This is a genomic window from Kordia sp. E (assembly GCF_056033805.1).
Map to the genome: position 1 here is coordinate 635,767 of NZ_JBRASR010000003.1, position 15,259 is coordinate 651,025.

Annotated in this window: 10 protein-coding genes; 7 read left to right on the top strand and 3 right to left on the bottom strand. The window is 30.5% G+C overall.

Annotated elements, in window-relative coordinates:
* Positions 1-7: 7 nt before the first annotated feature.
* A complete protein-coding gene (locus tag ACUUYC_RS15990) occupies positions 8-2,191 on the bottom strand; it encodes a DUF5916 domain-containing protein (protein ID WP_474267477.1) in 2,184 nt (727 codons plus the stop codon).
* A gap of 244 nt (positions 2,192-2,435) precedes the next feature.
* Here ACUUYC_RS15990 and ACUUYC_RS15995 point away from each other — a divergent pair, with 244 nt between their 5' ends.
* The 6 genes from ACUUYC_RS15995 (at position 2,436) to ACUUYC_RS16020 (ending at position 9,146) form a co-directional block, all read left to right on the top strand.
* Positions 2,436-3,491: a sensor histidine kinase gene (locus ACUUYC_RS15995; RefSeq protein ID WP_474267479.1), complete on the top strand. Its 1,056-nt coding sequence runs from the start codon at positions 2,436-2,438 to the stop codon at positions 3,489-3,491.
* The gene (locus ACUUYC_RS16000; protein WP_474267482.1) at positions 3,488-4,192 is read left to right on the top strand and encodes a LytR/AlgR family response regulator transcription factor; all 705 of its coding nucleotides are present in this window, start codon (positions 3,488-3,490) and stop codon (positions 4,190-4,192) included. Before ACUUYC_RS15995 ends, ACUUYC_RS16000 begins: the two co-directional genes overlap by 4 nt.
* A 242-nt stretch (positions 4,193-4,434) precedes the next feature.
* Positions 4,435-4,680: a hypothetical protein gene (locus ACUUYC_RS16005; RefSeq protein ID WP_474267485.1), complete on the top strand. Its 246-nt coding sequence runs from the start codon at positions 4,435-4,437 to the stop codon at positions 4,678-4,680.
* 220 nt (positions 4,681-4,900) lie between these two features.
* Positions 4,901-7,063 carry a VIT and vWA domain-containing protein gene (locus ACUUYC_RS16010; RefSeq protein ID WP_474267488.1) on the top strand — a complete coding sequence of 721 codons (2,163 nt, stop codon included), beginning with the start codon at positions 4,901-4,903 and terminating at the stop codon, positions 7,061-7,063.
* Positions 7,064-7,321: 258 nt separating this feature from the next.
* The gene (locus tag ACUUYC_RS16015; protein ID WP_474267490.1) at positions 7,322-8,329 is read left to right on the top strand and encodes a hypothetical protein; all 1,008 of its coding nucleotides are present in this window, start codon (positions 7,322-7,324) and stop codon (positions 8,327-8,329) included.
* Between the two features lie 232 nt (positions 8,330-8,561).
* Positions 8,562-9,146, top strand: a complete 585-nt coding sequence (locus ACUUYC_RS16020) for a hypothetical protein (RefSeq protein ID WP_474267493.1) — start codon at positions 8,562-8,564, stop codon at positions 9,144-9,146.
* A 289-nt stretch (positions 9,147-9,435) separates the two neighbouring features.
* On the opposite strand, the gene ACUUYC_RS16025 is transcribed toward ACUUYC_RS16020, so the two are convergent.
* Together ACUUYC_RS16025 and ACUUYC_RS16030 are read right to left on the bottom strand one after the other, a co-directional pair.
* Positions 9,436-10,857 (bottom strand): DNA recombination protein RmuC, encoded by a 1,422-nt coding sequence (locus tag ACUUYC_RS16025; RefSeq protein ID WP_474267495.1) that lies wholly within the window; start codon positions 10,855-10,857, stop codon positions 9,436-9,438.
* A gap of 989 nt (positions 10,858-11,846) precedes the next feature.
* On the bottom strand, positions 11,847-12,347 hold the full coding sequence (locus ACUUYC_RS16030) for a GNAT family N-acetyltransferase (protein WP_474267498.1): 501 nt from the start codon (positions 12,345-12,347) through the stop codon (positions 11,847-11,849).
* 323 nt (positions 12,348-12,670) lie between these two features.
* Here ACUUYC_RS16030 and ACUUYC_RS16035 point away from each other — a divergent pair, with 323 nt between their 5' ends.
* Positions 12,671-15,259, top strand: a complete 2,589-nt coding sequence (locus tag ACUUYC_RS16035) for a ligand-binding sensor domain-containing protein (protein WP_474267500.1) — start codon at positions 12,671-12,673, stop codon at positions 15,257-15,259.

Consider the following 15,259-nt stretch of genomic DNA (forward strand, 5'->3'; position numbering starts at 1 on the left):
TGCATGATTAAAAATCAAATCGATAATTCATTTTAAAAGCTATACCCCAATTTTTACGAATAATATCCTGATTATAATTATCTGAAATTACCAAATAGATATATGACAATGGTTTGTATTCCCATTGTAAACGACTATTGATATTGAAATTATCAAACTGAGTATTGTATTGTATATAAGTTGTCCAACTTAATCGATTAGAAAAGAAAATTTCACTTGTAAAGCGTGCTAAATGAAACGTTTCACTTCCCAATTCTTTTAAATCTATATGATTTCGTTCGTATCGAATTTGTAAACGCGCTAACGGCATTAATCTATATTGAGCATTCATACTAACTCGATTTTTATGCCCGCTATAATAACTACCATAACTTGCATTACCGCCATATTGAAACTTCTTATTATCGGCTGAAGAATACCCAAAACCAAGATCTACATATCTGTATTTGTCAGCTACAATTGCATTTCCATTATTCAACGGATCAAAGGCATACTTTAGGTTTACATACTCGTATCGCATTCCACCATACAAAAATGACTGATTTTTAAATACTAAATCATTGTTTAATACTACTGTTGATTGCGTTACATTACCTTGATCGTCCCAATAAGTGTTATTCCACAAATTCAAATAACGATGATTGTCAATAATTTTTGAATCCTTATAGAATTTAGTCAAACTAATACGACCTCTAGCTTGTGTATAGCCTTCTCTGATAACATTTTCTGAAATAGCATCATAATTATATAAGCGCGGTACAAAGCCAACATCTGTAATATAATTTTTTTCTACTTTTCTAATACCAACATATCCAGCAGTATTTATAGTATTGTACCAAACTCCTAAGTTGTAAAAGTTAGTATCAACTGAAATATTACTAGTAGCACTGTTTGCAAAATTTGCAAGCCCAGTCCATTTGTTATTTTTGGATTGATAATTTACGTTAAGTCCAGCTACTCTATTATAATCATCTAAAAAAGAGAAACCATCTGTTTCCTGTCTATTAATAAAGAATCCTGTCGCTGTAAAAGATTTGGACAATTGTTGTTGTACTACCAACGCTCCGTAATTTTGTGCGGGATTATCATCTTTGGCTTTTGTAGCTACATTTAGTACGCCCAAACGTGTTTTCTCGGCAATATTTCCAGATAGTTTTAATCCGAATAATATGTCGCTGTCTGCACCGATACGTCTAGAATAAAACGGATTTACGCCAACAACTCCAAGATTTGTAAAAAGATCGCTATTCTCTAAAAAGAAATTACGTCGCTCTGGAAAAAATACCGAAAATCGACTTAAATTAGTTACTTGTCTATCAACATCTATCTGTGAAAAATCGGGATTAATTGTAGCATCTAATTTTAAGGAAGAGCTTACATTGTATTGAACATCTACACTAGGTTTTACTGTAGTATCCTTACTATTATTAGCAACATCTTCTGTATGATTTAGTGTGACAGATGGTGTTACAGCAAATCGAGATGATTTGTTCTCCGAAAGGTTTTCCATCTTAAAAGTTTTAGTAAATCGTAAATCGAATTGCGAGTAATTACGATCTATTGGCGTGCTAGTTGTCCACTCATTCAATTTAATATTTCTTGTGTGAAACATAATTCCCCATTCAGATGTATCTGCTTTATAGCCTAGTGCCTTTAAGGGAATTTCTATTTCGAATATTTTTAAATTCCCTTTTGTAGAAGTTTTAGCATTCCACACAGTATTCCAACTAGTGCTTACATCGAAGCCATCTCCACTTCTAGAAACCAATGCATCTATTAACGCACCACCCATATTAACAATAAAGAAATATCCTGATTGTTGTTGATTATAAGTGTCCAAAATTATGGCAAATGAATCACTATCGGCTCCAGAAGTCCCGATATCATCTCGTTTTAAAGATCCAATTTGTACCTTAGGAGTTGTATCATAATACACAGCACTTATGTACAGACTTTTTCCGTTATGAAACATTTTTACTTCTGTTTTATTGGAAGCCAAATCTCCATTGTTTGGTATATAATTAAGGAATCCACCTTCAGGAATAAGATCATTCCATATAGATTCATTTAGTTCTCCATCTAATTGAATACTACTGTTACTAAAAACTATTTTACTTGACTCTAATCCAGATTGAGCCTGAACATGAAGCATCACAAAAACTGATAGTATAAGAATTACAATTCTCTTCATTTACTTAAATTAAAAAGTTTACCAAAGTGTTGATATTTTAAAAACACTAAGCAAAACTATCTTAAGCATGCATTGTTATTTTAGAAAGTAGACTAATAGGTTATTTTTACGTTTGGAAAGTTGTATTTACAAGAAATAAAGTTTTGTCTATTGTATTTCTTCTTTTAGCTACAAAAAACCAGTTTTGAGCTACTTTTAATTTACATCCTCATTAAAATTGTATTTTAGTGCGCATATGAGTAGTTTGAAAAAATTAGCAACATTTTTTAGTATTCCAAAGGTCAAACATATTTTGTTTTGGCTAGGAATTTATGCTTATTTCGTTGGTACTGTGAATATGAGTTATTATAGCGGTTATCAAGAAGTTATAGAACATTATGCTATTTATGTTTTATGTCAAGCTATTGTGGGGTACACTTGTTTATATTTTTTAATCCCACGCTTTTTAACACCGAAAAAGAACATTCAATTGGCAATAAGTTTACTGTTGTTATTAGCTGTTGTATTTGTCTTATTTGTAGGGCTTCACGAATATTATCATATTCCTAAATATTTTGAGTCACCAGATAATTCTGCATATGATTCCAATAAAATATTTTGGAAGAAACTATTAAGTCTTCGTGTTTTTTTAGGAAAGTCTACAATATTGCTAACGCCTACCATACTATTAGTAATAGCTAAATTTCACAAAGAAAAGCAGGTCTATTTACAACTTAATGAGCAAAAAAAGTCCACAGAATTATCAGCATTAAAACATCAATTAAATCCTCACTTTTTGTTTAATACCCTAAATAATTTATATGCCTTATCTATAGATAAATCTGATGAAGCACCTGAGGTAATTGCAAAACTTTCTGAGATGTTAGATTATATGTTATATGGTTGTAATGAAAAATATGTACCCTTACATAAGGAAATTGAACTCATAGAAAATTATCTTGCTTTGGAAAAAGTTCGATATGATGAACGTGTAGTTATTAATTTTAATAAAAATGTGACAACTGACGTTAGAATTGCGCCATTAATTCTTTTAACCTTTATAGAGAATGCTTTTAAGCATGGTGTTTCACAAGAACTAAAAAAAGCATACATAGATATAAAGATCTCAGTAGAAGGGAAGTTTATTCAGTTTGATATCACAAACTCTATAGCTAAAAATATAGCACCAGCCACAAAAGAAACCATTGGATTAACCAACGTAAAAAAACAACTGAAATTAGTATATTTAGAAAGTTATTCTTTAGATATAAAAGAAGAAACCAATAGCTTTAATGTGCGTTTAAAATTGCCTGTAAAATGAAATACAAATGTTTAATAGTTGATGATGAAAAGTTGGCAAGAGGACTTATAAAAACACATTTGTCTCAATTGGACGATTTTGAATTGATCGCTTCCTGTGGTAGTGCCATTGAAGCTAGTAAAATACTCCAAGAAGAAACAATAGATTTACTGTTTTTAGATATAGAAATGCCAGTTTTAAAAGGCACTGATTTTTTTAAAAACCTAATTCATAAACCCAAAGTTATTTTTACAACTGCCTATAGAGATTATGCTGTTGAAGGATTTGAATTGAATGCAGTAGATTATATTTTAAAACCTATAACCTTTCAGCGCTTTTTTAATGCTATAGAAAAATTTAGAACTTTGCAAAGAGCAAGTATTTCTGATCCAATTGATATTGTTACTCCTGAAAACAAAAATGCTTTTGTTTATGTAAGAGAAGATAGAAAACAGGTAAAAGTACACTTAGATGCTATTTTATATATAGAAAGTTTAAAAGATTATGTAAAAATACATTTAGAGAAAAAAAGCCACGTTACTAAATCGAGTATATCAGCTTTTAAGGAAAAGTTAGATAAACGCTTTATAAGAACTCATCGTTCATATATTATTAATAAGGATAAAATTACAGCTTACACAAAAAATGATCTTGAAATTGGAGAAATTGAAATTCCAATTGGTGAAAATTTTCGGAACAATCTTACTTCCTTTTTGACATAGGTCTGCAAAACACACTTATAACAGATATTTATTAAAATATGTTCATTTGCGTGAAATAGAGTTCGCTAAAAATTAAATTCTTTTTCCATGATCTAATTCATTCCTACCAATATCTAATTGATAGCAACCATCTTCTAATTCGCTGTTTTTTCATATAGTATAAAAAAATATTTTCGTTTATAAATAGGGTAAAATAAGATAGCCTTATTCATTGATAAATACGAACATTTAATTTATTTTCCATGAAAAAAAGAAACATCAAATCAAAGTTAGCATTAAACAAAAATTTTATTTCAAATCTTCAGTCCCTTAAAGCTAAAGGAGGCGCAACTGCCGGAGTCTGTAATACGACATTAGATATAAATTGTGATACCATACGATATTGTTATGTGACTGATGGTTGCTCTGAAGCTGTAACTTGTAAAACAGGTTGGGCTAGATGCGAACCAGTAAGTACAACGGTTAATTCAGCAACTTGCGTGGAATAACTAATAAAAAATACTTTTAGTACAGTACAAAAGCGAACGAAAGTTCGCTTTGGTTTTTTCAATCATACATATATAAAATATTAGTTTTCTTTTTAAGAATATGTAGATTTTAAACGAATACTAAACTATACTTAACGAATACTAAAACGACACACATTCTGCCACAGTTTCATAGGATATTTGAATCATCAAGAACAAAAACTATCAAAAATCCAATACTATGAAACATATCTTTATCATCATTATCGCATTCATTTCCAGCTTCGGATTCGCCCAAAAAACGGAAAGCCCATACTTAGAAGTACTCACACCAAACGCAGTAATTCCTTTAAAATCTACAAAAGCAGATGTGAAGATTACAGGAAACATTGCACATGTGCATATTTCACAAACGTATCAAAACACAGGAAGCATCCCGATAGAAGCAAAGTATGTATTTCCATTGTCTACACAAGCGGCTGTACACAAAATGCAAATGACGATTGGTGATCGAACGATTAATGCTAAAATCTTTGAAAAGAAAGAAGCGCAGCGCGTATATGATAAAGCATTAAAAGAAGGGAAAAGAGCAGCAAAACTTGATCAACATAGACCAAATGTGTTTCAAATGAATGTTGGAAACATTGTACAAAACGATGTTATAACTATTGATATATATTATACAGAAATGTTGGTTCCTGTTGCCGGAACATACGAATTTGTATTCCCAGGTGTTGTTGGTCCGCGATTTACAGGTGAAATGACTTCGGGTGAAAAAACATTCAATCAGCCATATACAAAAAGCGGTGTAAAGGATACGTTTCAGTTTGACTTAACAGCGCAAATAAACTCAGGGATTCCAATTGCAGATGTTTCTTCAAACACACACAAAATTAAGGTGAAATATCCAAATACGCGTATTGCAGAAATCTCGTTGACAAACGAAAACAAAAATCCATCTAATCGTGATTTCATTTTAACATATGGAATGCGTGGAAATGAAATTCAAACTGGATTATTATTATACGAACACAATGATGAAAAGTTTTTTGCTTATACAATGGAACCGCCAAAAGCTTCTGTAGAAACAAAACCTACAGCGAAAGAATATCTTTTTGTAGTAGATGTTTCAGGTTCTATGAATGGATATCCGATGGAAGTTTCTAAAAAACTATTACGTAATTTATTAGTGAATTTACCAGAAACAGATCATTACAATATACTTCTGTTTGCTGGCGGATCAAGAGTTTTATCACCTGAACCAATGGCATGTACCAAAGAAAACATTCAAAAAGGAGTCAATTTCTTAACTAATGTTCGTGGTGGTGGCGGAACACGTTTATTAAATGCGCTTAAAACAGCATATGCATTACCACGAATGGACAAAACGAGCGCACGATCAATGGTAGTAATTACCGATGGTTATGTTAGTATAGAACGTGAAGCGTTTGAAACGATTGAGAAAAACTTAGGACAAGCCAATGTATTTACTTTCGGAATTGGTTCTAGTGTGAACAGATATTTACTAGAAGGAATGGCAAAAGTAAGTAATAGCGAATCGTTTGTAGTTACAGAAATGAACAAAGCACATGAACTTGCTGAAAAGTTTAGAAACTACATAAAATCACCATTATTGACTCAAATTCGTATCAAAGCGGAAGGTTTTGAAGCGTATGATGTAACGCCAAGCAGTATTCCAGATGTATTTGCATCACGACCAATTTTACTTTTCGGAAAATACAAAGGTGATTTAAACGGGAAACTCATCATTACAGGACAACAAGGAAACGGAATTTTTAGAAAGGAATTTAATGTGGCTGATGGTATGTTGAGTAAAGATAACGAAGCGTTGCGTTACTTGTGGGCGCGTAAAAAAATAGAACGTTTGGATGATTACAGAAAACGTTTTGGAAACAATAGTAAACAAGAAGTGATCGACTTAGGTATAAAATACAACTTAGTTACACAATACACTTCTTTTGTAGCTGTTGACAATGAAGTTGTGAATGCAAACGGAAGTCGAAAAACGGTAAAACAACCATTGCCAATGCCAAAAAATGTAAACAATAGCGCGGTTGGAGCAGCAGCTTCCATCAAAGGAAAAACGATCATAAAAAGAAAAAAGAAAGCAATGCCGACGATTCTTGAAAATGCAGCAGCAAAAGCATGGTTTAGGCTAAATTACACACAAATCATTGAAAAGTATTTAGCAAAATATGATGGAATCAGAGTGTATTTAGATAGTAATGGAACAATTTTTAAAGTTGAAATTCTAGTGAATAATACATGGATTACCAATGAAGTACTACTTGAAAAGTTACTTGAAATTAAAGATATAGAAACGTTTTCAAATGGTAAAAAAGTCATCATTACTATAGCTAACAATGATTCTATTAAAGAATAGAGTTTGAAGCTCTCTTTTTTCCGAAGTGTAGAAATTATTTTTCGTTAAAAATTTTTGAAACCTTGGAGGAAATTTAGAAAAATAATTACGGTTTTAGCTTTTTCAGCTAAAAACACCTCTGGAAAAATGCCTTTTCTTTTGTTTCTTTTCTTTGGGCAAACAAAGAAAGAGAAAATTAAAAACCTAATAAGATTGTATCGTTAGATTTTAAAATTTTGGATATCAATTTATAATGAACCTATTATTAAATAATTAAAAATGAAAATATACACAATCATTCTTTTCTGTTTTTTTTCAATAATTGCTTTCGCAAGAAATCATAAGGTTGAAACAGAAGTTCAGCAAAAACAAGCAATTGTATTCATAGCCGGATTTGATGAAGGTAATAATACGTATTATACAAACGCAAAAAACTACTTTAGCAATGCACATTATCAGTTAATTGATGATGTGCAAGCGTTTGCCGAAATCCTCAATTGGATTCGATTGCATTATGATAGTTCTATGTATGGAGATATTCATATTGTAAGTCATAGCAATCCTTGGCGTGGTTTGTCGATGAAAACGTCCAGTGAAGGCGAACGTGTTACGGAAGCTACATTGCAAGAAGCATTACTCAACAAAGAAATCATTCCGTTAGCATCAAATATTGTTTCTCAACAGACTAAAATCATATTCCATTCATGTGGATTGGGAAAGAACAAAACCTTGTTAGCAAGCTTAAAAAGAGCGTTTACACATGATACTTCTGTAAAGATATATGCTTCTGAATACTTTAATGTATTTGGTGGGAAATACGCTGATCATTATTTGGCAAAAACGTATTATGGCTACTATCCAACAGCACATTCGCCTGGACCAAGAACGCTGGCAAGTGAGTTTAAACAGAATTATCCAACTATAAAAGCAGATTGGGAAACAGTTCTAAAAACAAGAACAGAGCAATTGCAAGGAGAAATGTATACCTATCGTTTCAATATTCCTGTGGAATGGGAATTTGAATTTGAAGACAAAGCAGATATTCCAGATTTTAACAACAAACAAGAAATCATGGATTGGATTTTGGAAAGTGACGATTTAGTAAATGTGATCAAAGAATTTAATATTCCAATAGAGAAATTTAGATGGTTGACAAAAGTTAGAGGAAACACATTAAGTGTTAAAGGAAAAACGACGGTTTTATGTGTGATGCAACCTTTGATGAAATCAAATCAAAAAGAATATTTACCAATAAATATTAAAGGAGTAAGTTATACGAAACTTTAAAAAACACAAATTTAATAGTTTGTGTAAATAAAATAAAACCCTTGAAAGTGTTTAACTTCAGGGGTTTCGTTATGTTTTCTTGAATTGTAATTTATAAAAAAGATGATCAAATTGATCTTTTTATAACGAATTCTAGATCATTCATAACGAATACTAAAGCTACCCAAATTGTACCAGCGTTTCGTCGCATATTTGAACTATAAATAAAGTATAACACTTAAAAACAACAATTATGAAACGTACCGTATTCACAACTTTAGGATTAGTAACATTAGCATTTACAGCATGTAATTTTTCATCAAGAGAAGCAACACAAGTAACACAAGAAGAAGTAGCAGCAGTTGAAACAACAATTCCTGTAGCAACACAAACAACAAGCGAATTTGAAGCAAAAGCATTAGAAGAATGTATTGCAATTGCACAAACAATGGATTATGTAAAATTAGCGGAAGCACAGGCTGAACAACGATTAAATGATAGCTTGACACAAGCAGCAGAAGAATTAAAACTTGCATTAGAAAAATCAGTTGCAGCAAAAAAGAGAAGAGCTAGAACACCAGAACAATTAACAAAAGAAGCTAGAGAAGCTGAACTTTGGTTCCAAGACAACTATGCTTCTACAATGGAAAAATATGATTTTCACTACAAAGGATTAAAAATCAAATTTGCAACTGATGGCGCAATGTATGATGTACAAACCTTAGTAAATGGAGAATGGAAAAAAGATAAAAAATTATTAGAAATCCTTGAAAAAGTTGAGGTAAACAAAGATTTAGATTTAGGAAATGCTGTTTCAATTACCGTAAGTCAGGTATAATATGAAGTCATTACCAAATGAATGGCAGCGTTACAAAAGCACCTTATCAAACTCGCAGATAAGGTGTTTTTTTGATTGTTTTGCTTTTATATTATTCACTTTGGTGATTAATATCTTTTACGTCACTTCGAGTGATTTTTCGTAATGTAATGTAGAAAAAATGTATTGAGAAGTATTGTGAAAATAAAAATGTATTATACAACGAGTATTTCTCGATACAAAATTCTATCGAATTTCACTCGAAATGACATTTTTTACAAACTGAAAACTGAAAACTGAAAACTGAAAATTAGAGAAGTCTTCTCGGTTCTTCATCTTGATTTACTTCTGTATCGTTTTCTGCACGTTTAACGATTGCCTCAGGAAGTGATTTTTTTGCTTTTGCGCCCATTTTCTTAATCTTTTCAAGGCTTTTGATAATATTTCCACGACCTTCAAAAAGTTTGTTCATTGCCGCAGAATAATCAGATTTTGTAGCATCAATCTTTTTTCCAATCCCGATTAAATCGCCCATAAATCCTTCAAACTTATCATACAATGCTCCAGCTTGTCGCGCAATTTCAATTGCATTTCGTTGTTGCTTTTCATTATTCCACATCGTATCAATAGTTCGTAATGTAGCTAAAAGTGTTGTCGGTGTTACAATGACAATATTCTGCTCAAAAGCTTTATTGTATAGAGTATTATCTGAATTAATTGCAATAGCAAAAGCTGGTTCTATCGGAACAAACATCAATACAAAATCAGGACTTTCCATTTCATATAAATCTTCATACTTCTTAGCAGAAAGTTGATCTACATGACGTTTTATAGACGTTAAATGTTCTTTAAGATTTACTTCTCTTTCTTCATCTTCACTGTTTACATATCGCTCATAAGCCGTTAATGAAACCTTGGCATCAATCACCATTTTCTTGTTATTTGGCAAATTGATAATTACATCGGGCAATACACGCGAACCGTCTTCACGGGTAAAATTTTGTTGCACAACATATTCACGATCTTTCTCCAAGCCACTTTTTTCCAAAACACGTTCTAAGACCAATTCGCCCCAATTTCCTTGCATTTTGCTATCACCTTTCAACGCTTTGGTTAAGTTAATAGCTTCTTGACTGATTTGTAGATTGGCTTTGCTCAACTCTGAAAGTTTTTCGCGCAAAGCGGAATGAATACTAATGTTTTCTTTTTGACTGTCTTCAACTTTCTTTTCAAAATGTTGAATTTTCTCTTGAAGTGGCGTCAATATGTTTTTAATATTCTCTTTGTTTTGCTCTGTAAATTTGGATGATTTTTCTTCAAGAATTTTATTGGCTAACAATTCAAAATCTTTACGAAGTTGTTCTTGTTGCGTTTTTAAGGCTTCATCGCGTTCTATGTTTTGTTTTTGTAGATTTTCAAACTCAGAATTCTTTCTTGCCAATTCTACATTCAAGAAATCTTTTTCACGACGAATTTCTTCACGTTCTTGTTCGGTTTTTGTCAGATTGTTTTTTACATCATTCACTTGTTGTTGAAACGACTCGTTTTGTTTTGTAGTTTCAGCGATAGCGGATTGTTTCAAATTATCAAACTGCGATTGCAATTGACGATTACGTTCGTGTAAACCTTCTTGCTGTGCTTTTGTTTTAAGATTTCCGATGTACATTCCCAAGAAAATACCAACAGCTAAAAACACTACAATAAGGATAATATAGATAACGATTTCTGACATGAATTAGATTTTGTGTAAAGATAGTATTCCATTTTAAAATAGTACAAGTCATCAAGTATTCAATTCTTGAAATAGAATAAAAATTAAAATCAAGTAAATAATAGTGTAGATACTATTTATATAAAGCATTCCTAGATGTAGTTTTCGTGTTTTATCAAACCCTAAATTGAATACATTTATGAATGTCAAAATAAGCGATATAAAAAATAAAATAATAAGAATCATACTCTGTAATGCAAGTACATTTGTATTAGTATACCATGAATAAATTAAAAAGATACTTGTTTGGACAAGTAATGTTATTAAAAGCCCTTTTTTGAATTGTGGATGCATTTTTTGTATTTATGAATTATGAAAATAATAAAACTGTATCATCTTCGGATAGTTGCAATTCTTTTTCAAACTGTAATCCAATGGAAGCAACATTTTAGTATCAGTAATAGCAACGATTTTTTGTATGTTTAAAGTATTTTTTTCAAGAATAGTGTATTAATCTTTAAAAATATCGAATTCTAATTCAAACAAAAAACATCCAAGATTTTATTTTACTTGAATGGGGAGAAAAAGAAAATAGTACTTGAGGTTTTATATAAAATAATGTGGTTTAATTATTTTCAACAAAAATTTAGTGAACAGTATTTACCTAAAGAGTTTTTCGTTAAAGGTTTAGAAATATAATTTTTTAATGGTTTAAATTGAAAATAAAAACCCAAGTCAGGCAGAAAATAATATATATACTATTTATAGAAAGCATTCCTAAACCAAGCATTCTCGTTTTTTTGAAAACAATCAAAATTAGGCTTATAAAAGCCCATGCAACTGATACATAAAACAATCCAATTAGAATTAAGAAATAAATCGCCGGAGCATGAGTTTGACGAGGAATTTTTAGATATAATATCAGCGTTATTAATAAAATGACACTATACACTACTAGACTTATATAAATTCCTTTTTTTAGTTGTGGATGCATCTTATATATTTATAAATTATGAAAATAATAAAACTGTATCATTTTTTGATAATTGTAATTCTTTTTCAAACTGTAATCCAATTTTATTAAGTAATCCAATAGAAGCAACATTTTTAGTATCTGTAATTGCTATTATTTTATCAATGCCAAATACCTTTTTTCCATAATTCATTGTTGCATTTGCGGCTTCGTACATATATCCTTTTCGTTTATACTTTGGTAAAAGTGCAAAACCGATATCAATATTTTCAAGATAATCTCTATTAACCAAACCACACATGCCAATAGGAATTCCTGTATCTTTCAATGAAACTAACCACAATCCAAAATAATTTAGCTCGTAGCTTTGCATTAAATCATTTTTAATGTAAAGCGTTGCAGTTTCTATCGTTTTTATATCACGATCTCCAATAAATTCTAGCCATGAAGGCGAATTGACAAGCTGTAAAACAAAAGCTGCATCTTCAACTGTAAATTCGCGTAACACAAGACGTTCGGTTTCTAGTATTTTTTTCAAGAATAATGTATTAATCCTTAAAAATATCGAATTCTAATTCAAACAAAAAACATACAAGAATTTATTTTTGGCACGATACTTGTTTTATACTATAACGTAACGCGGTGAGGACATTAGACAGAGCTGGTTACTCGAATTAAAGAGAGTCGCATTACAAATTTTGGTTGGTTAGTTTAAAAAAACACTTCACGCTTGTGAAGTGTTTTTTTATATGAGACTATTTTATACATACATGACTTATAATACAAGAAGATCTTTACATTCAAAATCTTTATTATATTAGCTATTCCGACTAAAAACACACTTCACCATCATTAAAAAATATGAATTCAAAATATATTCTCTTTATCCTTTTATGGATATGTCAATTTTCGTTTTCTCAAAATTATATATATGAAGAATTTGGAACGAATGAAGGATTGCCAAGTTTGGAAGTATATTATCTTCATCAAAATAAAAATGGTGTCATTTGGTTTGCTACTGATAGAGGATTAGCAAATTATAATGGATATGAATTTAAAACATATGGTGTTAAAGATGGTATTTTAAATCCAGCTGTTTTAGACTTTTATCCACAAGAAGATGGTACTATATATTGCACTACTTTGGATCGTCAGATATTCTATTTTAATGAAAATTTTAATGGATTTACGCCTTATAGGTATAATAAGATACTTGAAAGAGTATTAAAACCTACGCAGCAGATCACTAGTTTTTATATAGACGATCAAGATAATTTACACCTTAGTTGTAATTTTATGCTCGGTAAATTAATTATTTCTAAAGAAGGGAAAATTCTTGAAGAACCTAAAAAAGAAATACTGAATAAAGAAGGAGCTCGTTGGTTGAAGTTAGAGATAAAAAGTAATAATGAATCTTTTTTTTATTGGACAAAAGATACTATTATAAATGATAAGAATACTGTAACATTTAAAGTAGAAAGTGGAAGTAATCATGTAGCCATTACATTAAAAGGCAATAAACATATGGTGTTTAAAGCTGATCATGCTGTGTCAGTAGTTAATACTAAAGGGGAAATTATTACAAGGATAAAAACACCTAAAATGCCTATAGTCTTAAAAGCAATTGACGATACTCATTTTTTTATAGGGTATAAGTTTGGAGGTGGAGTTATTGCAGACATAGATGGAAACATTACAGAACGTTTTTTAGAAAGGGAATCAGTTACCGACTTTTTAATTGATAATGAAGGCGGTTATTGGTTTTCAACATTAAATTCAGGAGTTTTCTATAGTAAAGAACCAACAATAAAGTTTGTTCCTACAGCCATAAATGCTCCTATAAATTCATTAACGAAAAACAAAGACAATGAATTATATATAGGATATGATACGGGAGATGTATTAAAATTAGATACTCAGAAAAAGCTTTCTGTTGAATACAAGTCAGATAATAATTTTAGAGCATTTGTAGAGTTTGATTCTATTTATAATCATTTATATATCAATTCGGGAGCTGTATTTTTTCGTAAAGAGAATAATAATGTAAAGGAAAACCTGAAAAATTCATTAACTACTTTTACACTAAAGTTATCAGAACCAACAAAAGAAGGGCTTTTGATTTCTCAAAACTCTATTTTTACAGTCATTAACAAAAAAAGAACAGTGCATCATAATGTACCATTTAGAGTTCATGATGCTTGTTTTTGGAATACTGAAATTTATTTAGGAACAGCTTCTGGAGTACATGTTTTTGAAAATGAAGAAACAACTTCTCTAGAAAAACTAAATCCGCTATTTAAAAATAGAGTAGATGACATAGATATCAATAAAAAACGAAAAGAAATCTATTTTGCAACTTTAGGCGCTGGAGTTATTATATATGATAAAAAGGCGGAAAAAGTTAGCACGATAACGAAAGAAGACGGATTGTCTAATGATATTATAAATGAACTTTATCTTGAAAATGAAAATGAATTATGGGTATGTACTAATTCTGGATTGAATAAAATAAAATTCACAACTGATGAAACTTTTGAAGTAACAGGATTAAAGAGTTCTAACGGTTTACTAAATGATGGAATAATCGATGTAGAAGCTATCAATGATACTGTCTGGATTGCTTCTAGAAATGGACTTATATACGCTCCGAAAAGTTTATTCGATAAAAAAAAGGAGGCAAGCTCATATTACCTTCAAATAAAAGAATCATATGTGAATGATATAGCTGTCGATGTAGAAAAATTAAAAACCCTTTCGTATCAAGAAAATAGAATAGAATTTTTGGTAGAAGGAATTTCTTTTAGGGAATCTGGCGAATTGGTCTATAAATACAAAATAGAAGGATTAGATACAAAATGGTCTTATACAAAACACAGACAAATATTATATCCAGCATTGCCATACGGAAACTATACATTAAAAATTGCCGCAACTACTTCTGAGAAAAGTGAAAATCTAACATTCTTAGAAATTCCTATTTGTATAAAGGCTCCATTTTGGAAACAAGGTTGGTTTGTCATTTCTGTAATAGTATCAGGGTTATTGCTGATATATCTATTTTTTAAATATAGAATCCTTTCCTACAATAGACATATTATTAGGGAATTGCTGCGATTACTTGTTAAAAAAATCAAGCATAAAGAAAAATACATTTCATTCAAAGAATCGGGGAAAGAGATCAGAATCAAAACGAATACCATATTATATGTAAAATCTTCAGCAAATTACATAGAAATAGTAACCGAAACGAAGAATTATATAATCCGAAATAAAATAGGAGAATTTATACAACTGACTCCAGATCCATTAGAATATTTAAGAATTCATCGTTCGTATATTATTAGAATAGATAAAGTAGCCGAAAAGAATAGTAAAGAAGTAACTATTAATGGCGAAAAATTACCTGTGAGCAATTCATATGTTGATCAATTGACTAAATTAATTTTTTAG

Coding starts and splice junctions, on each gene's coding strand:
- ACUUYC_RS15990 (WP_474267477.1), bottom strand. CDS start 2,191: ATGAAGAGAATTGTAATTCTTATACTATCAGTTTTTGTGATGCTTCAT.
- ACUUYC_RS16035 (WP_474267500.1), top strand. CDS start 12,671: ATGAATTCAAAATATATTCTCTTTATCCTTTTATGGATATGTCAATTT.
- ACUUYC_RS16005 (WP_474267485.1), top strand. CDS start 4,435: ATGAAAAAAAGAAACATCAAATCAAAGTTAGCATTAAACAAAAATTTT.
- ACUUYC_RS16000 (WP_474267482.1), top strand. CDS start 3,488: ATGAAATACAAATGTTTAATAGTTGATGATGAAAAGTTGGCAAGAGGA.
- ACUUYC_RS16020 (WP_474267493.1), top strand. CDS start 8,562: ATGAAACGTACCGTATTCACAACTTTAGGATTAGTAACATTAGCATTT.
- ACUUYC_RS16025 (WP_474267495.1), bottom strand. CDS start 10,857: ATGTCAGAAATCGTTATCTATATTATCCTTATTGTAGTGTTTTTAGCT.
- ACUUYC_RS16010 (WP_474267488.1), top strand. CDS start 4,901: ATGAAACATATCTTTATCATCATTATCGCATTCATTTCCAGCTTCGGA.
- ACUUYC_RS16015 (WP_474267490.1), top strand. CDS start 7,322: ATGAAAATATACACAATCATTCTTTTCTGTTTTTTTTCAATAATTGCT.